This window comes from Paenibacillus lupini, from assembly GCF_011761355.1.
GTDB classification, from domain to species: Bacteria; Bacillota; Bacilli; order Paenibacillales; family Paenibacillaceae; genus Pristimantibacillus; species Pristimantibacillus lupini.
Genome location: NZ_JAASRW010000004.1, coordinates 65084 through 85721, shown reverse-complemented (window position 1 = coordinate 85721; position 20638 = coordinate 65084). Strand labels below are relative to the sequence as shown.

The 20638-nt window shown below is 46.5% G+C and carries 19 protein-coding genes; 4 read left to right on the top strand and 15 right to left on the bottom strand.

The annotated features are described in order from the left end of the window. Nucleotides 1–46: 46 nt before the first annotated feature. Nucleotides 47–784: a UMP kinase gene (pyrH, locus tag FHS17_RS13835; RefSeq protein ID WP_167279010.1), complete on the bottom strand. Its 738-nt coding sequence runs from the start codon at nucleotides 782–784 to the stop codon at nucleotides 47–49. A gap of 230 nt (nucleotides 785–1014) precedes the next feature. Further along, a complete protein-coding gene (locus FHS17_RS13830) occupies nucleotides 1015–1830 on the bottom strand; it encodes an AraC family transcriptional regulator (protein ID WP_167279009.1) in 816 nt (271 codons plus the stop codon). Between the two features lie 166 nt (nucleotides 1831–1996). On the opposite strand from FHS17_RS13830, the gene FHS17_RS13825 reads away from it, so the two are divergent. Further along, a complete protein-coding gene (locus FHS17_RS13825; RefSeq protein ID WP_167279008.1) occupies nucleotides 1997–2446 on the top strand; it encodes an SRPBCC family protein in 450 nt (149 codons plus the stop codon). Between the two features lie 119 nt (nucleotides 2447–2565). Beyond that, nucleotides 2566–3237, top strand: a complete 672-nt coding sequence (locus FHS17_RS13820) for a hypothetical protein (protein ID WP_167279007.1) — start codon at nucleotides 2566–2568, stop codon at nucleotides 3235–3237. A gap of 14 nt (nucleotides 3238–3251) precedes the next feature. Here FHS17_RS13820 and FHS17_RS13815 read toward each other — a convergent pair whose 3' ends face one another. The 8 genes from FHS17_RS13815 to FHS17_RS13780 form a co-directional block, all read right to left on the bottom strand. After that, on the bottom strand, nucleotides 3252–3809 hold the full coding sequence (locus FHS17_RS13815) for a hypothetical protein (RefSeq protein WP_167279006.1): 558 nt from the start codon (nucleotides 3807–3809) through the stop codon (nucleotides 3252–3254). Nucleotides 3810–3831: 22 nt separating this feature from the next. After that, entirely contained in the window at nucleotides 3832–4425 is a 594-nt protein-coding gene (locus tag FHS17_RS13810) for a TetR/AcrR family transcriptional regulator (RefSeq protein ID WP_167279005.1), read from the bottom strand. A gap of 40 nt (nucleotides 4426–4465) precedes the next feature. Next, nucleotides 4466–5350, bottom strand: a complete 885-nt coding sequence (locus tag FHS17_RS13805) for an SDR family oxidoreductase (RefSeq protein WP_167279004.1) — start codon at nucleotides 5348–5350, stop codon at nucleotides 4466–4468. A gap of 170 nt (nucleotides 5351–5520) precedes the next feature. Then, nucleotides 5521–5682, bottom strand: coding sequence for a hypothetical protein (locus tag FHS17_RS13800; RefSeq protein WP_167279003.1), 162 nt, complete (start codon nucleotides 5680–5682; stop codon nucleotides 5521–5523). Nucleotides 5683–5713: 31 nt separating this feature from the next. Beyond that, nucleotides 5714–6358: a uridine kinase family protein gene (locus tag FHS17_RS13795; protein ID WP_167279002.1), complete on the bottom strand. Its 645-nt coding sequence runs from the start codon at nucleotides 6356–6358 to the stop codon at nucleotides 5714–5716. Between the two features lie 26 nt (nucleotides 6359–6384). Then, complete coding sequence (locus tag FHS17_RS13790) at nucleotides 6385–6588, bottom strand: zinc ribbon domain-containing protein (protein WP_167279001.1); 204 nt, start codon at nucleotides 6586–6588, stop codon at nucleotides 6385–6387. Nucleotides 6589–6715: 127 nt separating this feature from the next. Beyond that, nucleotides 6716–7255 (bottom strand): chromate transporter, encoded by a 540-nt coding sequence (locus FHS17_RS13785; RefSeq protein WP_167279000.1) that lies wholly within the window; start codon nucleotides 7253–7255, stop codon nucleotides 6716–6718. Between the two features lie 18 nt (nucleotides 7256–7273). Then, on the bottom strand, nucleotides 7274–7903 hold the full coding sequence (locus FHS17_RS13780) for a chromate transporter (protein ID WP_167278999.1): 630 nt from the start codon (nucleotides 7901–7903) through the stop codon (nucleotides 7274–7276). Between the two features lie 225 nt (nucleotides 7904–8128). Here FHS17_RS13780 and FHS17_RS13775 point away from each other — a divergent pair, with 225 nt between their 5' ends. Together FHS17_RS13775 and FHS17_RS13770 are read left to right on the top strand one after the other, a co-directional pair. Further along, nucleotides 8129–9331, top strand: coding sequence for an ROK family protein (locus FHS17_RS13775; RefSeq protein WP_167278998.1), 1203 nt, complete (start codon nucleotides 8129–8131; stop codon nucleotides 9329–9331). A gap of 171 nt (nucleotides 9332–9502) precedes the next feature. Continuing rightward, a complete protein-coding gene (locus tag FHS17_RS13770; RefSeq protein ID WP_167278997.1) occupies nucleotides 9503–13303 on the top strand; it encodes a stalk domain-containing protein in 3801 nt (1266 codons plus the stop codon). Between the two features lie 73 nt (nucleotides 13304–13376). On the opposite strand, the gene FHS17_RS13765 is transcribed toward FHS17_RS13770, so the two are convergent. The 5 genes from FHS17_RS13765 to FHS17_RS13745 all read right to left on the bottom strand — a co-directional run bounded on the left by FHS17_RS13765 (nucleotide 13377) and on the right by FHS17_RS13745 (nucleotide 20579). Continuing rightward, nucleotides 13377–14486 (bottom strand): glycoside hydrolase family 88 protein, encoded by a 1110-nt coding sequence (locus FHS17_RS13765; RefSeq protein WP_167278996.1) that lies wholly within the window; start codon nucleotides 14484–14486, stop codon nucleotides 13377–13379. A 21-nt stretch (nucleotides 14487–14507) separates the two neighbouring features. Further along, on the bottom strand, nucleotides 14508–15389 hold the full coding sequence (locus tag FHS17_RS13760; protein WP_167278995.1) for a carbohydrate ABC transporter permease: 882 nt from the start codon (nucleotides 15387–15389) through the stop codon (nucleotides 14508–14510). A gap of 15 nt (nucleotides 15390–15404) precedes the next feature. Then, complete coding sequence (locus tag FHS17_RS13755; protein ID WP_415639822.1) at nucleotides 15405–16334, bottom strand: ABC transporter permease; 930 nt, start codon at nucleotides 16332–16334, stop codon at nucleotides 15405–15407. 86 nt (nucleotides 16335–16420) lie between these two features. After that, nucleotides 16421–18082 (bottom strand): extracellular solute-binding protein, encoded by a 1662-nt coding sequence (locus FHS17_RS13750; protein ID WP_167278994.1) that lies wholly within the window; start codon nucleotides 18080–18082, stop codon nucleotides 16421–16423. Between the two features lie 145 nt (nucleotides 18083–18227). Further along, a complete protein-coding gene (locus FHS17_RS13745; RefSeq protein ID WP_167278993.1) occupies nucleotides 18228–20579 on the bottom strand; it encodes a helix-turn-helix domain-containing protein in 2352 nt (783 codons plus the stop codon). Nucleotides 20580–20638 lie beyond the last annotated feature (59 nt).

Genomic DNA, 20638 nt, shown 5'->3' with positions numbered 1-20638 from the left:
CATATAATGAATAATTATACGTTACGTAGTATTTATATACAATTATTCATTCCAATTCTAATGCCGATTCTCCACTAATGATCGTACCGTTATTTATCCCTTCACAAATCTCTTTCATAGACCCCGGCTTATCAAAATTAAACACATGCATCGGAAGGTTGTAGTCTCTGGCCAGTATAAAAGCGGACTGATCCATGACTTTCAAGTTATGGTTCAAAACATCATTATAGTGAAGCGATTTGAACTTCCTCGCCTCTTTGTTGATCCTAGGGTCTGCATTAAGAACACCGTCAACACCTTGCTTAGCGACTAACAGTGCTTCACAATTGACCTCAATTGCCCTTTGAACGGAAGGGTAATCTGTTGTCACATAAGGCTGCCCGTTGCCTCCTGCAAAAATAACAATGTAGCCCTTTTCCAAATGATGAATCGCCCTTAGTCGGATATAAGGCTCTGCAACTGATGTAGTCGGTATTGCTGTCATGACACGAACTTCTTTATTGGTCTTGGCTTTTAGAACGCCACGAAGCATCAAGCTGTTAATTACCGTAGCGAGCGTCCCGATGTTGTCAGCCTCGGCTCTATCTATCCCCCAGCTTTCCGCCATATTGCCACGGAAGATGTTGCCTCCGCCAATAACCAGCGTTACCTCAACTCCTAAATTCACCACGGACATAATCTCATTTGCAATATGATCCAACCGTTCCGGCTCGAAACCAAACTCCGAATTCCCCGCAACAGCACCGCCACTAAGCTTAATAAGCACTCTTCTATACCTGACCAAGCTCCACACCTCCGTCAAATAAAAAACACTAAAGCAATAAATGCTTTAGTGTTTAAATGAAATGAAAATATGAGTTGTTACAGCTGACTGAGCATCTTTCCACCGTTTTCTCCTCATATTCTCACCCCTTTGTATTTTTTTCCATCGGCTTATTGTATACCCGACCAAGGGATTCTGCAACTGCTGTATTTAAATTAAATTGTTAGATTTATGGAGTTAATGTAGTTAATTCATGAATCGTCTCTAAGCATCCCCGCCAAATACTGCTCCGGCGACCTGCCTATTACTGCTTTGAAATCTTTGCTGAAATGCGACTGATCATGATACCCCAGCTCTGCAGACAACCAGACTAGATCCTGCATCTGTCCAAGATCCATCGCCTCTGCTGCATTCTGCAGCCGGAACAATCGGATGACCGATTTGGGGTTAACGCCAATATATTTGGAGAACAGACGCTGAAGCCGCCGAATGTTCATATCGAACTTCAAGGCGACCTGTTCCACCTTGGATATTTCCCCGTTATCAGCTATAAAATCGATAACTTGGTTCACCAGCGTAATATTGTCGTCATAGACCGGCAGCTTGGCTGAAAATAATCGTTCCATCACCTGAATCTTATGCAAATCATCTGGCTGTGCTAGCACTAGCTCTTCTAGAACCGAGCCTTTAATTCCAAGTATAACCTCAACCTCAAGCGGCTTGCCGGTCAATTCGGACAGCTCTCTGTTTACAAAGGGATACAGCCCTCCCGGCTGAAATTTAACGCCAAAGACAATCCCGCTTCCCTCAAGCAGATAGGAAAACCGCTCTTTGCCAGGTCCGTAGAACAAGGTCTTGTTCTTTTCCACCACCAGATTGGCGCAAGGATTAGGCACAACATGCTGATGATAGGGAGCATCTCCATCCAGATTCCACTGAACGATCCAGTAATGCTTAATAAAAGGGGACAATGCCTCCGATGCCGAGTAACGTTCCAGTCGGAATCGGTCTCCAGCTCCATGCAGTCCCAAAACGCCCATACTGGGACGAGCTTGTGCATGATTCATATTTTCACTCCAGTCCTGCAGAATCCATATTCAAGGCACTGCCCTGTCGCGTTTTTACAATACGGTTCAAAAAGCTAGATTTATAATGAGTTTACCATACAACCTAGAGCAGGCCTGACAGATATGTAAAAAAAAGAACAAACGAATTTAAGGAGGACAAGCAAGCATGGAACTAAAGTATGAATTTTATATCAACGCCACTCCCGAGCAGGTCTGGCAGACAATTGTCAGTCCGGAAGGCACTCGGAGCACCTTTTTCGGCACTATATTGAACTCGACATTAGAACCAGGTGCTGCCTTCGAATATGTCGGCCCCGGTAATGACGGTGCTGATACCGTGCATGTATACGGCACCATTCTTCAAGCCGATCCGGGTAAGGTGCTGAGCTATCTGGAACATCCAGGACCATCTTATAGGGAGAACCATGCTGAGCTTGAATCACGAGTAACCTTCACTATGGAGACGGTGGGCACATGTACCAAGCTGACACTTCTCAATGATCAATGGACGTTGGACCACCCTTCTCTTGCTAATGCCAAGGAACACTGGTGGATGATGCTCAGCAACATCAAGACGTACACGGAGACGGGGAAAACGCTCGATTTCGGCTGGTAGTGATGAACGAATAAATGGCTGCTCCCAGGTTTGGGGGCAGCCATTTTACTACTTATTCAAATCCATATCTAACCGTTATATAATCGAGTGGACTACTACATTCGAGGTGAATCGTAATCATGCCTTTGACCAATAAACAGACGATACAGGAACTCGCACTTCATTATGCCCCTACGCTGCATATGGACCGATTGGAACCTTTTCAACTCGTTCGAGCCGGTATTACGGTATTCGAGACCTCCGCTCCTTCTCCCTCCTTCAACCGAAATATTGTGGTGGATAAAGAAAAAATTCAAATGGTCATCGAATATGCGCTGTATTGGGATTATGACATCCAGCATGTATACGATTTAGAGCATGTTTGGATCTATATCGATCATGAGGGTAACATCGCTTCTTGTGAAGCCAGCTTCCATGGTCGTTATCTGCTTGGCCTCCTGCGCGATCGCAGCAATTTGTCAGAGGACCAACGCGTTAATCTGTTTGTCCAACCTGGCAAGCATGCCCTGTCGCCTTTGTCTGAGTTATTTCGCATACTCCCTAATGTAGAATCTTGCTGTCAAGAGGACGCTGGCGTTGACGGTGTGCTGGAGAATGTCTTGTTCAGCGGGCAATTCAAGTCAGGAGAAAATATCGACCAACTGGCAGAGAAGTATCTTCGTACGTTCAGCTTCAAGCCTTCATTCGACTACATCCCTCACGAATGGAATCCGGAGGCCTTCGTTACCTGGGGCGAGCTGCGAGTTGAAATACCGGTCCGCATGAGGGCAATCCTGTCAGAGCTCTCGTAAATAAAAGCAGCCGATCACATGAGATCAGCTGCATGAATAACTCTATTATTCTCATCATAAAAAGTTAACTCAGCAGGGAATATCTCTTTCAAATTACTCGGCAGCTTCTCGTCCTTCACGAATATTCGATCACTAGAAACATCTGCGTTAAACTCGAATTCTTCATTAATTAGCTTTGCTGAAATATGATTGATTTTTTGACCGGGATTGTGACCAACCAATATCCCATAGTTACCTTTATTGGTATGTATGTCTTCATAGGATACTATATTAGTGCCATGTCCTGCTCGTTCAAACTTAAACTTTCCGTTTAACCCTTTAATCATTTGCGAATAGCCTATTTCATTATTTTCGAGCTGAAATAAAGCAATGTAGGAACTAGACTCTCCTAATCGTACAGTCTCTATTAGTTTAGGGTTCAGTTTATCCACTGAACCTCTATTTAGCTCATCTTTCAAACTTGATTGAATGGTTGCATAGTCATTATCAATATGATACTTATTCATATACTTCATTGAAAATCCAAGACATAGCAGAATTAGAAAGGCAACATAATATCTTTTCTTGATCATGTTATTCAAGATAACCTACCTTTCACTTCAAAATCAGCTTCATTAACCGATCCACATCTCTCTGCCAATCGCCATAGATACCGGGGACATCCTGTAACATCAGGCCGGTTATAACAGAAAAGTAAAAGAACAGCAGCTTATCCGGCTGACCGTCGCTGAACTCGCCGGCCTGCTGTCCTTGCTGGAACAACGGAACCAGCTGCCCGATTGTCCGATCAGGTGAATGGCTCGCCAAGATTTGCTTCGTCTGCTCCGGCACATCTTCCTCGATTTGTGCGTATCGCAGAAGCATGAAGTAGCTCTTATGGCTTTCATCCAGCATAGTCAGCGTGAATGCTCTTAATCGCTCCTTTGGCGAACCCGGCATCAGCGAGACATCCGCCAAGGATGTCTCCGCTTCGTCGAGTGCTTCTTGCACAAGGATCGAGAAGAGCTCTTCTTTAGAGCTGAAATACCGGTAAGACAATCCTTGACTGACGCCGGCTTCTTCCGCGATCATACTCATCTTTGTGGCCTGCAGCCCCCGCTTAGCGAATACTTTCAAAGCTGCTTTCTTAATACGTTCTCTTCGGTCATCAGCTGCAGCTTCTGCCTTCTGATCTTGTACTTGCTTCATTAACGTTTCTTCCTTTCCGATCGGCTTCTTTATACCAATATTATAATTGATTCTCACTCATTTCCCATAACCGTTTCGCAGCGACCGGAGCCTGTGCCTGATTGGAAGGAACGATGCGCTGCATATCTTTGTAATAAGACCCGCTTGATAAAGACATTTCATCAGAGTCTGCGAGCCATACCAATGTCTCGGCCCCTTTCTCCGGTGTGCGCGAAAACCGCTTCATGACCGACATCGTCATGCGGGCCAAAGCACCGTTGTCCTGATTGAAATTCGTCGCCACGAGTCCTGGGTCGAAGCAGGCTGCAGAAACACCGGTACCCTCCAAACGCCTTCCTAATTCTGCCGTGAACATGATATTAGCAAGCTTGGTTTCGCCATAACGGTAATTAGGACCACCCATCAGTAGATGTGGAAAACGATAGTTTTTACGGCCGTTCAGGTCATCGAATCCGATACCGTTTCTAGCCATCTTGTGCCCATGGGAGGCGGTTGTGATAATGCGCCCATTGCCACTTTCCTCTAACTTGTTCATCAGCAGCTTAGTCAGCAGGAAAGGAGCCAGATGGTTGACCGCCCACGTCATCTCGATCCCATCTTCGGTAGTCAGATATTTAACGAACATTGCGCCTGCATTATTAATCAGAACATCCAGCCTCGGCCAGCTGTTCTCAATGACCTTCGCCACATCGTGAATGGACTGCTGCGAAGTCATGTCGGCATGAAAAACATCCACCTTGGCATCATCCCCAGCCACCGCCTTCAATGCCGCTACTGTCGCCTCCGCTTTCGCCGGGTTGCGAGCGATAATGCCCAAAATAGCTCCTCGCTTCGCAAGCTCTTTTGCCGCAGCTAGACCAATTCCACTAGTTGCCCCCGTAATGATGACGTATTTACCTTTTACTGACCAGCTCTTCGTTTCCATTGTCAGCTCTCCTTTTAATGAATGAACCGTTCATTCATTTATTAACTCGATCATATACCAAGTCATGGAAAAAGTAAACAGCTTAATTGGAAAGCTTGTACACCTATACAACCGAGAACAAAGGGAGCCAATCCATTAACGGATTGGCTCCCTGCATAAGTACTGCTGATTTATTTTTTACTTTTCTTTGAAGCCATCCAAAAGACAAGAATCACAATTAGGATAAATATGAACCAAGGAATATGAATAGAACTCTGGGTAATAAAGGCGAGCACCAGCAAGCCTACAGCGCCAAGAATGAGCCAGAGACACCCTCTTCCGAACGTTTCCATGTGACGGCCCTCCTCTCTTCCTTGCTCGTATTTAACCTTTATTTATATTCTCAAGGATATAATCTTCATTCGAATTTTTTATCACAATATCGAAATTCTGATGATAAGGATGCATAAATAAATCATATTGAGCTCTACGCTGTGCATGAGATTTCCTTAGATAGCTCATATCTGTTCCTCTTTCAGAAACATCGCGTATGCCCCTTCGTGCCAGCTCCGTTTCACCATCCGTATATAAGTAAATTTTTAGATCGTACAGATTAGGATCGGTAAAAGCAACGCTCATACCCTCCACAATGTTTATCTTGTTTTGTGAGGATATTAACGTGCTCTTGGTAAAATTCGTTCCAATTGTATAGAGATCCAGTCCGTCTCTTATCAAATGAATGTCTCTCTCTAAAGCGAAATGCTGATGAGCATCAGGATGGCAAGCCGTCATTTTATCATGATAATGTTCATTGTTATATTCGTAGTCGATAAAAGCGTACTTCCTTAGATGAGAGCCGATAATATAGGGATCGGTATTGATATAATTCACGGCAGTTTGCCCCAGAAGCTTCATAAGATTGTGAGCAAATGTCGTTTTCCCAGAGGCACCGTGACCTGAAATCCCAATAATGATTCTTCGATCTTCACCGCTTATCCAGTCTGCAATATCTTGTAGTACCTTATCCATGTTGTCCTCCATTGCCCGCTAACCTCTCAACCGAAAAAGAAATCAAGAATGTTCGAGCCCGCCGACGCTTCTTTATTGTAGAATTCAGAATACCCGCAGTTTGCGCAGTATACAACAAGAAATTGATTGTGCTGAATATCAAACATTTTGGATAGACCTGTACCGGTCATTGCTACTTCTTTTGTCCTTGCATCCTGGCTGCCGCATTTGATACAACCTTTTTCACTCATAAATATTTCACTCCTTAAGTAATGATATATCCTCCATACGATCCCAATACTTGGAAGGTTGCAAAAATTTATTCCTGTCTACATGACAAATGGCTGCCCCAACATCGGGAACAGCCATTTCTAATTTTTAAAATAATACAATTCCAGCAACTCCGGAAGCGAGAATCACCATTATAGGGTGCAATTTATATTTGATGACTGCAAGTAATGCTCCTGCACTAATAATTAAGGTCGCCACCGTCTGCCAAGTCAAAAGAGATGATTGATGGGATAAGAACCCAAAATGTATGGCCGAATATGCAATTACTCCTGTAATTACAGGGCGAAGTCCGTAGAGAGATGACTTTACAATTTTATTATCAAATAATCTGAAGCTTATCGCAGCAACAAGGATGATAATGAGCAGCGATGGCAATACAATGCCGAGGGTTGCCGCTATCGCGCCACTAAGGCCATTCGCTTCGTATCCGATGAGTGTAGCTGCATTGGTTGCAATCGGCCCTGGCGCCGTCCCTGCAACAGAGACAAGTTCCTGAAACTTTCCGTCCGCAAGCCAACTATGAGCGCTCGTCTCTTTCTCCATTAAGGAGAGGACAGAATAACCACCGCCAAAAGAAACAACCCCGATTTTGATAAAAACAATAAACATTTCAAACAGGGATGCCATTACGAATCCCTCCATTACTTAAATATAGTATTCAGGGTAGCTAAGCCCAAGAGCATCCTTTGTCTCTTCACTCTTTTCGGTCTTTGCTTTATGACCTCGTCTTTCTTTGGCTACTACAGCTACAATTCCAATCCCGATTCCACCTAACATAACAATTATCTGGTCCACAGAGGTAAACAGCAAGAGCAAAAGCGCGGCAGCAAAAACAGCTTTCGTGGTCCAATCAAACAAAGCGGTTTTTGCCATCCTATAAGCAGCAAGAATAATTAAGGCGATAACAGCGCCATGTATTCCTTTTAGAGCTGCAGCCACCTTCACTTGATGCTCAAATACCGAATAGAACAGACTCAGCACACAGACAATGATGAACGTTGGCATCGTTATTCCCACTACAGCCGCAACGGCGCCAGGAATACCTCCTACCCGATATCCAATAAAAGCAGCAGCATTAATACCGACTCCGCCTGGAGCCGATCCCGCGATCGTAACCAAGTTCCCCATTTCGGACTGCGGTAACCAGCCCCGCTTCGTAACAATTTCTTTTTCAATAACCGGAATCATTGCGTAACCGCCGCCAAACGTAGATGGACCAATTCGTAGGAATACCAAAAACATCCGGACTAACATCAACATTTTTTCGTTTACCATTGTATTTCCCCCTAGCCGTACCACCATCACTAACCTCATTATACATGCTTTTTTCCAATTTGGAAGAAAGTTCGCCTAATTTTCATTATCAAACGTTTTTATGATCATCATTGGTTGTTCTTATCTTGCAAAATGCCTACATTATCAGTTGTAACTCGTTATGGCTTAAGCTAAGATGGCTATATAGAATCTATCAAATTCAATAGGTTAAGTTGGGATAATGAAATGGAAACTCCTCACGCTAAAGCAACGTCCAAAAAAATGCTTTATCAATATATCGCCAATCAAGGCATTGTTTCGAAAGCCAATCTTTTATCGTTCTTCTCGATCAAGACTAGTTCCATGAATCGTTTGCTGGAAGAGTTAGCAACTGATGGGATCATTAGAGAATCTGGCCGGGGCTCTTCCACTGGCGGCAGAAAACCGATATTATTCGAGATTAATCCGGATTATGGCTATATCATTGGCATTGAGATATCACGGTTTTACTCTTCACTTGGCTTATTCGATATGCAGATGAATGCAAAGTCATTTGTCAGATGGCGGATGGACGAGGACATGACACCCGAAAGGTTCGTCACACATACGGCTCAGCAGATCAACGCGTTGCTCAAGGATCATGATTTATCACACAAGCAAATTATCGGAATTGGCATCGGCGCAGTTGGCCCACTCGACCGAACCGGAGGTGTGATCTTAAAGCCAATGCACTTCCGTGCTCAAGGCTGGATTAATGTTCCTATTTGCCAAATGATTGAGGATGCATGCGGCATTCCAGCTTCTTTGGATAACGGGGCTAATACGGCGCTTATTGGGGAGCACTGGGCTTTACGCCAGGAAAAGCTGCAGCATATGCTCTATGTACACGTTGGCGTCAGTCTGCGCTCTGCCATGATGTCTCACGGACGTATCATTCATGGTTCTGTTGATATGGAAGGGTCCATTGGTCAAATGATTATACAAGCGGATGGACCAAGACTGCAGGAAAATGGCAATAGCGGCGCTCTTGAAGCTTTTGCCTCTCTCCTAGCGCTTGAGAAGCAAGCCCTGACCGATGAGAGATTAAAAGAAGAAGGAATGAAATCCACGTACCGCGGCGGATCAGAAGTTATTCCGTACGACGAATTATTAAGAGAGTTATCTTATGGCAATTCGCATGTGCTTGAGCTGTTTTTAACAGCAGCAAAGCATCTTGGTATTGGATTAGCCAATCTGATTAACACCTTTCATCCCGAAACCATCATTTTAGGCGGGACCTTGATCAGTTCTCATGAACAGTTCTATCAAACAGCTATTGAAACTGCTCTTCAGAATACCTATTACTACCCGGAGTACACACCTCTCTTCTCCAAGGGAGCTCTCAGAGAGGATGCCGTCGCAACTGGGGCAGCCCTTCTCATCAGGGAGAAATTGAATTTTGAAGGTTGAGTAAAATGAAAAAACCCGGAGCCTCGCAGCATGCGAGTTTCCGGGTTTTTGAATTATGGAGCCCAATATCTATGGCCAATTGCACAAAACAAACGATATTAATAGTAAAGCGCGTTAACTCTAGTAATTTATGGTAAACTATTTTCATATTTTAGCGCTGGGGGGATATTCGTGTTTAAAGGCAGGCAGCTTGGATTTATCGCTATAATTATTCTATTAATAGGGAATGTGCTGGGAGGAGCAACTTTTGCTCAAGCGGCTTCTGCTGCTGATCGGGTAAATAAGAACGGACTGCCGCTTGGCGAAACATTGACGATTGCTGGAGGGCCCGATCGGATAACGCTTGCGGAGCTCCAGGAGTCTTATCGTCAGCCAAGCGGGATTGTACAGCTTAAAGACGGCTCCATTCTTGCAGCGGATACGGCTAATCATGTCATTAGACGGATCGCAGATGGCCATAGTGAAATTTATGCCGGTGCATCTCTGTCTTATAAGCGTGCAGATAACGGGCTTCCTACTGGAGGTTTATTGGATGGACAAGCGAAGCTTGCGTTCTTCAACCAGCCCACTGGACTTGCGGTTAATGCAGCGGGAGATGTTTTTGTAGCCGATGCAGGCAATAGTGCTATTCGCAAAATAGATACTGCAGGAAATGTGACGACGATAGCGGGTTCAGGAGTACAGGGATTCAAGGACGGCACGGGCGAAGCAGCCTCCTTCAATCACCCGCAGGATGTCGCAACTGCAGCAGATGGAACGCTTTATGTAGCTGACACCCTAAACCATGTCATTCGCCGCATTACTCCACAAGGACAAGTGACTACAATCGGCACTGTCTCTACGCGTACGGTTGAGCTGCGTTCTGGTGTAGCTGCTTTCGCAGGAAGTTATAAGAACGGCTCTCTGGCAGATGCGCAGTTTAATGAACCAGCGGGACTGGCACTTGATTCAAAAGGCAATTTATATGTAAGCGATTCCGGTAATCAGGTGATTCGTTATATTAATTTTGCCAAAGGAACAGTAACAACTGCAGCAGGAGCGGAGCCTTCCGTTTCAGCCTATCAGGCAGGAGCTCTTTATGCAGACTATGGATTTGCAGATGGTGACGCTGCAGAGGCACGCTTCCACTCGCCGCGGGGACTTTCGTGGTCTGAGGAGACAGGATTGGTTATTGCCGATTCGCTCAATCATGTAGTTCGCAAGCTGAAGGATGGACAAGTAACAACAATTACGGGTTCCTTGAACGGTGAAGGGAGTTTCACGGACGGAATAGAGAGTGAGTCCCGATATAATACACCAACGGATGTAACCCTTGTACAAGATGGGAAGCTGCTGATTGCAGATACCAACAACTCTGCTATACGAGAATGGACAAGCTATACCCCTCCTGTTGAGTGGAAGAAAGGTTCAATTGCTGTAGTATACGGCGATCAACTGCTTACAACGGACGTTGCTCCACAGGTAAAGCAAGGAAGAGTCATGCTGCCAATACGTGCAATGGGCAAGCTCATTGGCTTCACCCTAGCTCCAAGCGATAATGGAAGAATACAACTGAAAAAGGGCAACCAGACCATATGGCTGACCCCAGGTAAGCGTAACGTAATAATCGAGACGGCGGGAAGCCCAACACTCACTTTGACTACAGATGTTGCTCCTTATGTCTTAAAAGGCCGTGTCATTGCATCGCTTCGCCTTTTGGCAGAAATCATGAATAAGGATGTGCAATGGATAAGCAGCGATAAGCTGGTCATTATCCGAGATCTTAAGCATCCTTCCTCTCCTAGTTCGGCCGCAGTAATCGGCCCTACCGCACGGTTTATGGAGATTACAGCTCTTCGTGGCGAATCGAAGGTGAGCTTTGGCGGCACTTTGAGCGTAGATGCCTATATTGGCATGAAGCTTGGGGAAGGCGCGGTTCTGTCAACTGGAGCAAACGCGACAGCCCAGCTTCGTACATTAGATAAAGGCGATGAGCTTACAGTAGGCTCAAACACCATTCTCGCTGCGACTGAATTACGCGGTATAGGTGAAGGTATTCTGACCACACGTCTTGCTTTAGTAGCCGGGCATGTGTACTCTCATGTTGCGGACTTAACTCATTCCGAAGATCGGTTTGAAATCCAGACTGGTCAGATGACCAACACCGTACGCGGTACTCAATTCATTACTTCTTATGTTCCTTCGACAGGACAGATGAAATTAGTACTTGCCAGCGGTAAGGTAGACGTATCTACAACTATGACAAAAGAGCCTTCAACGAATGGAAGCTCAAGCGGCGGCCAAACGACGATCTACCCTTCGCAGCAGATTACACTTGGGGAGAACTCCGAGGCTCCACTTAATGAAACGGTTGATTATATTGATCTGGATGATTTGATACAAAGCGCATCACCAGATGTTATTTCAGAGATCATTAAGAACAAGGCAGATATTGATAAAGAAAACAATGAATTCTTAGAAAAAGCAAAGAAGAACTTATCTTCCGGGGGCACCACCCCTGCTGACCCCAATCTCCCGAACTTGAAGACTCAGGATGATCTGGATAAGGTACAGAAAAACTTAGATCAACTGATTGGTAATATTGCAAAAGAGGCGTTAGATAACAAGAAGCTGGAACAAGAAGTATTAGACAAAATCATTGAGGAGTTAAATAAGAAGCTGGAAGATCAAAACAAGAAGCTGGACCTGGATAACGTAAAACCACTGGATAAGACTGCCGGCGGATTATTCACTGCATCGCAGGAACAGAAACAGCAAGAGCTCAAGCGTCTAGAAGACGAAAGAAAAGCGATGCAAGAACAGCAACAGAAGCTGCTTGAGCAGCTGCAGGCTCAGCTTGGTTCTAAGCTGAATTCCTTCGAAGAAAAAAGAAAAGAGTTGGAAGCAGCAAGCAAGAAGGCTATGGAGGATGCACAAAAACAAGCAGAAGAAGCTTTGCTCAAGATGTTGTCTGAGATGCAGCAATCTGCGTTCCTGATAGCTCAGCAGCAAGCTGCGCTGGAGAAAAGCTTGCAGAAGGATGGCAAATTGGTCACTAGCGAATCACCGCCTGTACCAACACCACCTTCTCCATCGAAGCCAGTCGTGAAACCGGATCCTCCAGTGAAGACGCCAAAGGCTGAAATTGTTTATAGTGAAGATGCTTCTACTGAAATTCGAGCAGGCAGCTATAATTACTTCCAATCACTCTATTTTGAAACAGAGAATATTGATCTAGATACGGAAGTACAGGTTAAGGTTACAATTGAGAAGGATGGCCAACCAGTTACCGGGATCCCTGTAAAGTTTAATGAATCGATGGTCGAATCCAACTTCGCAGGAATCTTTATTTTACGTAAATCATCTGATGAGAACTACACGCTGGCCGAACTGCAAGATCAGGACAACAGCGTGATCAGCTACTCCGCGAAATTAATGGATCCTGGCCAATATACGGAGAAAACAGAGCTGCTTAAAGTAACAGAACAAGATCCTGTTGTACTGGGCAGCTTCACCCGGACACTCACTGTTACTCCAGATGCAGTATTCGATTACGATTATGAGAACGTTAATTTCGATCAGAATGTAGAAGGATTATGGAAGTTCCAATCTCATGTTTATGGTCTTGCCGATGATACTGAAGTTGGCTATCGGATCACGTTCACTGGCCCTGATAATCAGCCCGTAGCAGGACAGGTCCTCCGAATCATTGCTAGTCCGCATGGTTCTGAAGAAGAGCCTCAGGAGGGTGATATCGTCATCATTGAAACCAATTCTGATGGCTCCACACTTCTAAGGCTGTCGCAAACTGGTGCTGGTACGGTTGTTGAACGAGATTTGGCAGGCGAAGGCATCGATCTTTCATTAAACAGCACATTCGCTGCCGAAGGCAGCTACCTGATGACCGTTCAGCTTGTTCACTTGGATGGAGAAGCTAACACAGACATAGGTGAACCTATGCAGTGGAACTTCAACGTTAATCCTACCTTGTAATGAAATAATAAATAGGAAAAAGGGGTCGTCCCATTGTCATTTTAATGACTTTGGGACGGCCCCTTTTCCGCTGTTACCAGTACAACTCTTTATGCCCTTTTAGCTTGAGCAAAGCTTCGACATAGAAATAATCGCCGTAAATAATCGGCACCTCAATCTCTGCGTTATGCGGCACACTGCCCGTTGCTTTCAATAGCAACCCTTCTTCGTCAGGATTGTCCGGCGTATAGTTCTCATAAAGTGAGCGCAGAATTCTTTCCGCATCTCCTAAATACTCCGTCCCTTCCGATGATTCGCCGAGACTATTAGCAATCTCCAGCATGCCACTTGCCGCAATAGCCGCTGCACTGGAATCCTTAATGCCAATCGTCTCCTTCGGCGCACGAAAATCCCATGGCGGTACCAAATCTTCCGGCAGATGCTTCATAAAGAAGTCTGCTACTGCCATTGCGGCAAACAGGAACCTTGCCTGCTTCGTATATCGGTAAGTAAGCGCAAAGCCGTATATCGCCCAAGCCGTACCGCGGGACCAAGCGGAATCCGGGCTATAGCCCTGCCCGCCCAGTGCTTCAACACGTTCGCCTGTGCTTGGATCAAAACGTACAATATGATGGACAGAGCCGTCCGGCCGCACAAAATGCTGCAGCGCCATATCCGCATGCGCCAGCGCAAGATGTGTATAGCGAGGATCCTTGGTTTCCCCGCTTGCCCAATAGAGCAGCCCTAGATTCATCATGCAGTCGATAATCGCTTTGCCTTCGCTGTCTTGGTCCACCCAAGCCCGAATGAACGGTCCCTTCACGTTAAACCGGCTTGCCAAATGACTCGCCGCAATAAGCCCGCGCCGTCTGGACATCGGATTCCCCGTTGTCTTGTAGCTCGCCACTGCCGATAAGCTCCACAAAAATCCGTTATCATGATGAAGCTTCTCGTATTCATGAAGTGGTTTATCCAGCATCTTTTCCACCTGCTCGGCGGTTGCCCGGTACTTCTCCTCACCAGTCTCCCGGTAGAGATGCCACAGAATCCCTGGCCAAAAGCCGTTCGTCCAGCATTCCGGATCACGGTCATCGTATAGCCCATCAAAGGTCGAATGCGGGTAAGAGGCCCCGATTCGCTCATGGGTTCTATCCAGTCTGGAAGCTGCCTTCTGCCAGGCTTGCTCCAACCATAATGCACTCATCTGCTCAGCTCCCCTTCTCTTCTAGCCTTTTACGGCGCCAATCATGACACCTTTAACGAAATACCTTTGTATGAACGGAAATACACATAGGATTGGAATGGTCGCCACAACAATCGTTGCATATTTGATAGATTCGCTAAGCTCAACTGCGCTGACCAGATCCACCGAACCCAGTAAACTGTCGGTGGAGTTGCTGATTAGAATCTCCCGGAGCACCAGCTGCAGCGGGAACAAATCGCGGTCTTTGAGGAACAAGGACGCATAGAACCATGCATTCCATTTCTCCACCATGTAATAGAACGCCATGACGGCAAGCGTTGGCCTAGAAAGGGGCAGCACGATACGCCAGAAAATCGTTAGGTGATTTGCACCATCTATTGTCGCCGATTCCTCAAGACTGTCCGGAACAGCCATAAATGCCGTACGCATAATAATGAGATTAAACGTATTAATAGAGAACGGAATAATGAGGGACCATAACGAATTCATTAAGCCGGTTCCTTTGACAACAAGATAGAACGGAATCAATCCACCGTTAAAAAACATCGTAAACAAAATGATCCCGATAAACGTCTTGTTCCAGAACACGCCTTTGCGCGATAACACATACGCCGTTAATGATGTAACGCTCATGTTCACGAGCAGCGATGCCGCAACGATCGTAAAGGTATTGAAATAACCGCGCCAGATGCCTGGATTATTCAGTACCTTCACATACGCATCCAGATGAAAGCCGTAAGGCGCGAGCAATATCCCTGAATGTGCCATCATTTTGGCTCCATCCGATATGGACGCCAGAATGACATACAGGAGCGGATACGCTGTAACAATAATAAGCACAAGCATAATGACAATGATGACCCGGTCAGTTATCCGGTCCGCAAACGCTGGCTTTATTCCCATAATTATGCCCCTTCCCTACCACAAACTGTTTTCGCTGATCTTGCGGCTGATCTGGTTCGCAAGGAGCAGCAAAACGAGGTTGATGACCGAGTTGAACAGTCCAACAGCCGTAGAGAAGCTCCAATCGAACTCCAGGAGGCCTTTCCGGTATACGTAGGAGGAAATCACATCCGCTGTATCGTAGATCGCCGAGTTGTACAGCAAAATAATTTTTTCAAATCCGATGTTAAACAAATTCCCCATCCGCAAAATAAACAAGACCATAATCGTTGGCATAAGCCCGGGGATCGTTACGGCAAGCATTTGCCGCCACCGCCCTGCCCCGTCTATCTTGGCCGCCTCGTATTGCTCCTGCCCAATTCCGCTCAGCGCCGCCAAATAGATGATCGACTCCCAGCCAAAGCGCTGCCAGATTTCCGAGGAGATATAGATAGGCCGGAAATATGCCGGATTTTGCAGCATCGCATTGCCGTCGCCGCCTATATATGTGAAGAGCTGATTAATGACCCCGCCGCTGTTCGTAAAGTCTTTAACAATACCGCAGATGACAATTAAGGATATAAAATACGGCATATACGTGACCGACTGCACGAAGCTCTTAAACTTCTTGCTGCGCAGTTCATTAATTAGGAGTGCCAATATAATTGGTGCCGGGAATTCAAACAGGATCGTGTATAAGCTGATCAGAAGTGTGTTCTTAAATATCCGCCAGAAATAGAACCCGCTGAAGAAGTCCTGAAAATTAGCCAGTCCCACCCATTCGCTCTTCCATATGCCAACAGCTGGAGAGTACTCTTTGAACGCAATAATGGCACCGTACATGGGACCGTATTGAAAAAGGATATAGTACGCGAGCGCCGGCAGCATCATGATATACAGCAGCTTATTTCGCAGCAAATCCTTAAGAAGAAATTGTCTAACACTCATCTTGTTCCGCATTTGCATGATGCAACTCCTTCCACCATTGCCTTTAGGCAGTCAGGAGGAGGGAGCCTTTCCTTGGACTCCCCCGCTTCCGCAGACCCTCCTGCTTAACGGCTGTTATACCGGTCTAATGCCGCCTGCTCAATTTCTACCGCACGGTCGATCTTCAGCTGCTTCAGCTTCTCAACAAACTTGTCATATGATTCAATTGGCTCTGTACCCAAAATGATCTTGATCGTTGTCTCATCCACAAGCGTGTTCACTTCATTCATGATTTTCGCAAACTCGGTGCTTTCCTCCGGAGTTGTGGAGATTGGAGGCAGCTGATACTTGTCGACATCCGTGTTACCCCAGGTTTGAACAGCAGCCTGCTGCTGAGGAAGAGCGGCGAACTGTTCATAATAACGGCGGTCCTGGATGGTTGGCCCACCTGTCGCCCGTGTATAGAGGCCAAGATTAAGAGAGTAATTGCTCTTGATTGTATCTGTATAGGTCGGATAATCATTCACCATCGTATGGCCGGTGCCTTCTGCACCAAAGTTAAAGAACTTCGCTCCCTCTTCGCTGTAGCCGTAGTCTAGCAGCTGTACAGCCAGCTCAGGACTTTTGCTTTTGGATGAGATCGCAAAGTTACCGCCGGATGGTGCAGAGAAGTCTTTTTGACCAAATTTCGGCTTATCACCTTTATTCAGCACCGGATACGGCACACCGATCAGATCATAGGCTGGCTCCTTATCCTTCATCGCCTGCAGCCATTTGCCGATACCACCGCCTGCGAGACCATAGGAAGCACCTGATTTACCTGATGTCATATTGGCATCGCGGATTTTGCCGTCAACCGTCGCAATGTCTTTATCCAACAGCCCTTCTGCATACCACTTACGCATTGTAGTGAGGAATTCCTTAAAGCCCGGCTGCATCGGACCAAACATCACTTTACCGTCCTCCTGATAGAAATCGCGCTTAACGCCAAATGCCCCATAGAACGCGCCAGTCTGCAGATCGTCAAAGAGGCGTGGCGTAGAGATGAACGTAAGTGGTGCGGCTGCCCCCTTCTTATCCTTAAACGCTTTCAGCATGACATACCAATCATCAATCGTTTCCGGTATCGGGAGACCAAGCTCGTCGAGCCAGTCTTTGCGTACGATCAGACCGCCGTAAGTCTTGAGGAAGTCGTCGCCGCGGATAAATGGAAATCCGTAATAAGTGCCGCTGTCCGTCTTAATCTGCTTGTCGACATCCGGATGTTCGGCCAGGTACTTTTTCAGGTTAGGAGCATATTGATCAATCAGATCATTCAGCTTTAAAATATTGCCGTCCTTAATAGCCTTCTCAGGTCCACCAGGATACTGTGTAAGGAAGTTCCATTCCATAATGTCGGTGAACTCGCCTGAAGCGAACATGACGTTGAGCTGCTCCTTGGCTTGATTGACGGCCGGCAGAACATACTTCACCTTCACTCCTGTCCGTTTGGCCAGCTCCTGCTCGAACGGGAAGTTCTCCATCTCCGGTACAGAAGCGAGCTGTGCGGCCACATAGGAAGAATCCAGCCAACGTGTCAGCGTAACATCCGTTTTGATCGGATAAGTACCTGTACTTGTTCCAGGTGTTGCCTCAGCAGTCGCTTCGGTTGATGGCGCTGCCGTTTCCGGAGAAGCGTTTGGCGAATGGTTATTCCCCCCTGAATTGGAGCAGGCGGCTAACATAGCGCTGCTTGCTAAGAGCGCGGTCAGCATCATCTTCATGGATCTGTTTGTTTTTCGTTTCATTTTTCAACCTCCCTTTGAAGTGAACCCGGGTTTGGGCTTACCCTTATCATGCGTCTGGACAGGCAGAATGGGACAGCGGCAATACCTCCAAAACGACCATCAAAAGTGATGTAGAAACAATCAAAATATCCAATTCAACCGTCAATCAGGACAATTTCTTGTATTGACCAGGGGTAATTCCCTCCATTTTCTTGAATGTCCGCATGAACGTATTCATATCATTAAAGCCGCAGCGTCCGGCAACCTCCTGCAGCGTTGCTTTTTCTTCACGGAGGAGACGCTTCACATGCTCAATTCGGACCCGGCTCATATAATCGGAGAGGCTTTCGCCGCTTTGATCCTTAAACAGCTTCGACAGATAAGTGGACTTCATGGAAAAGGTCTCACCAATCAAGGAGATATTCAAATTCACGTTATCGTAATGGTCAAGCACGAATTGCTTAATGGAAACGGTAAGCTCCTCGAGCTCTTCCTGCCGTATACGGCTTTTGTTCGTTTCAAACTTAGCTGCATAATAAGTGCACACATCCTGCAGCATGCTTTCCAGCTGAACATGTATATCTTTGACCGTCTTGAGACCGGCCAGCCGATCAAACGCCCATGGATGATTAAGCTGCAGCGTCTCCTCCGAATGGCGCCCGTCCTCCATCGTCTTGATGAAGGTACCTACCAGATCAAACATTAGACATCTCGCCAGCTCTACGGAAAGCGAGTCCTGCCTGAAATTGCGGTTCATAATCTCCTCTAACAGACGGCGGGCTTTGTCCTCATCTCCCACCTTCACATAATTAATTAACTGCTGCTCCATCTGGAGTGGATAATAATAACCGCTCTTGCTTTGTGCTTCATGTCCCCTCTGCCAGCTCTCGTAGTCGATTGTCTCTCTGTTACCCATCACCAGCTTGTATTCCATCACATCCAGCGCTTCTTTGTAAGCTTCCGAAATCCCTGAAACGGAGGTATGAATGCCGGAAACGGCAATGGATAGTTCAATCTCAAATTTGGTCTTAATGAATTGCCGAGTCTCTTCCGCAAGCTGCTGCAGCTGATCCGCGTTATCCTTCTCTTCCCTGAGGCCTATCAGGCAAGCCAGCATATCATCGATCTCCGCCATGTAGCCATTATGATGCTGACCGATTATCTCCTCCGTCACATTCGTCACGATAAAAGGCATCAGCTTCAGCGGGTCGCTAATCTGAAGCTCCGCCATCCGCTCAAGAAACGGCTTATATTCCTCCAGATAAAAGAGCAGAACTGCAAATTGGTCGGTCGGAAAAGAGATCCCAAACGTCGTCAACGCATCCTCATGCGGAATTTGCTGCTCGATTCGGCCTTTGCAGAGCCGGGCTATGAAATTCGCACGCAGCTGGTTGTTCTGCTGCTTCATACGCAGATGAATCCGGTCTTTCTCATCCATCGTTTCGGATAACGCCCGTTCAATGAACTGGAATTCGTTCGTTTGCGACTTCGACCCCTCATCCGCCTGCCGGGATAATACCCTCATCAGCTTGCCAATTGGCTTGTAATTGCGGCGCAGGAAAATAAACGTCAGCACAATGCCGCCGAATAGACTAAAGGCAATGGAGGAGTAGGTTAGATTGCGCACATAAGCAGCTTCCTTCCATACCACGCGGTCAGGCACAACCGTGGCATAGGTAAGATCGGAATTGGCTGAACGGCTGTAATAAAATTGCGAAGGCTCCCCTTGATAAGTGCCGCTGAGGCTGCCGGAATCCCCATTGAAACGTGAGAACTCCGATAATATCTCGGGTCCGGACACGTCACTTCCCATTAATACCCCACCCGTCTCATTCAGCAGCAGCACATGACCACCGCTGAACTCCCGAGCACCAGTAATGACCGAGAGCAGCCGCTCCGTATTGATCATGACAACAACCGAGCCAGCAGATTGATTATCCGTATCGGCGGGAAACGACGATATGAAATTCAGAAAGGTCTGCTTCTCGCCCGTCTCACTTGTACGGCTGGATGTTAGAAACCCCCGCTGATTAATGCTGCGCACCTGCTGCTTCCACTCGGCAAGCGACAGATTCCCCTCATGATAGAAATCATCAAGGGCCGCATCTGCCTCTTTGTACACATAAGGCATAACAACGCTGTCCCCTTGTGTCCAATAAATATAAAAGTCGTCAAACGTTGTATAGGCGGCACGCAAATCTTTTAAATCCTGCGTAATCTCGTACAAATCGTACCTGTAATCACCCCGGCTGAACTTATTGGAATAGAATAAATTTTGTACCGTAACGTTGGCGTACACCTGCGCTACGAGACGCTTCATCGACTCCACCTGGTTGTCGACCGAACCCTGCATTTGATCAAGCAGCGAATCGCTGCCCCGTCTGATCTGAGCCTCCAGCGTTTTCTCCGTCTGCCCATATACGGCGGCGCTCAGTACGATCGGAATAAACAACACAACCATATAGGAAATGAGCCAAGTCATAACGACACTCCGGCGATACTGCCATAACCGTCTCATCCGCCAAGCCCCCTTATCTCCATACAGAAAGTACAAAAAGAAGCCCCTTGGGCTCCTCA

Excerpts from the sequence above, each read along its gene's own strand:
- FHS17_RS13765 (WP_167278996.1), bottom strand. The coding sequence starts at position 14,486 with ATGAGTGCATTATGGTTGGAGCAAGCCTGGCAGAAGGCAGCTTCCAGA.
- FHS17_RS13760 (WP_167278995.1), bottom strand. The coding sequence starts at position 15,389 with ATGGGAATAAAGCCAGCGTTTGCGGACCGGATAACTGACCGGGTCATC.
- FHS17_RS13775 (WP_167278998.1), top strand. The coding sequence starts at position 8,129 with ATGGAAACTCCTCACGCTAAAGCAACGTCCAAAAAAATGCTTTATCAA.
- FHS17_RS13825 (WP_167279008.1), top strand. The coding sequence starts at position 1,997 with ATGGAACTAAAGTATGAATTTTATATCAACGCCACTCCCGAGCAGGTC.
- FHS17_RS13780 (WP_167278999.1), bottom strand. The coding sequence starts at position 7,903 with ATGGTAAACGAAAAAATGTTGATGTTAGTCCGGATGTTTTTGGTATTC.
- FHS17_RS13750 (WP_167278994.1), bottom strand. The coding sequence starts at position 18,082 with ATGAAACGAAAAACAAACAGATCCATGAAGATGATGCTGACCGCGCTC.
- FHS17_RS13785 (WP_167279000.1), bottom strand. The coding sequence starts at position 7,255 with ATGGCATCCCTGTTTGAAATGTTTATTGTTTTTATCAAAATCGGGGTT.
- FHS17_RS13815 (WP_167279006.1), bottom strand. The coding sequence starts at position 3,809 with ATGATCAAGAAAAGATATTATGTTGCCTTTCTAATTCTGCTATGTCTT.
- FHS17_RS13790 (WP_167279001.1), bottom strand. The coding sequence starts at position 6,588 with ATGAGTGAAAAAGGTTGTATCAAATGCGGCAGCCAGGATGCAAGGACA.
- FHS17_RS13805 (WP_167279004.1), bottom strand. The coding sequence starts at position 5,350 with ATGGAAACGAAGAGCTGGTCAGTAAAAGGTAAATACGTCATCATTACG.
- FHS17_RS13745 (WP_167278993.1), bottom strand. The coding sequence starts at position 20,579 with ATGAGACGGTTATGGCAGTATCGCCGGAGTGTCGTTATGACTTGGCTC.
- FHS17_RS13755 (WP_415639822.1), bottom strand. The coding sequence starts at position 16,334 with ATGCAAATGCGGAACAAGATGAGTGTTAGACAATTTCTTCTTAAGGAT.
- FHS17_RS13810 (WP_167279005.1), bottom strand. The coding sequence starts at position 4,425 with ATGAAGCAAGTACAAGATCAGAAGGCAGAAGCTGCAGCTGATGACCGA.
- FHS17_RS13800 (WP_167279003.1), bottom strand. The coding sequence starts at position 5,682 with ATGGAAACGTTCGGAAGAGGGTGTCTCTGGCTCATTCTTGGCGCTGTA.
- FHS17_RS13795 (WP_167279002.1), bottom strand. The coding sequence starts at position 6,358 with ATGGATAAGGTACTACAAGATATTGCAGACTGGATAAGCGGTGAAGAT.
- FHS17_RS13830 (WP_167279009.1), bottom strand. The coding sequence starts at position 1,830 with ATGAATCATGCACAAGCTCGTCCCAGTATGGGCGTTTTGGGACTGCAT.
- FHS17_RS13820 (WP_167279007.1), top strand. The coding sequence starts at position 2,566 with ATGCCTTTGACCAATAAACAGACGATACAGGAACTCGCACTTCATTAT.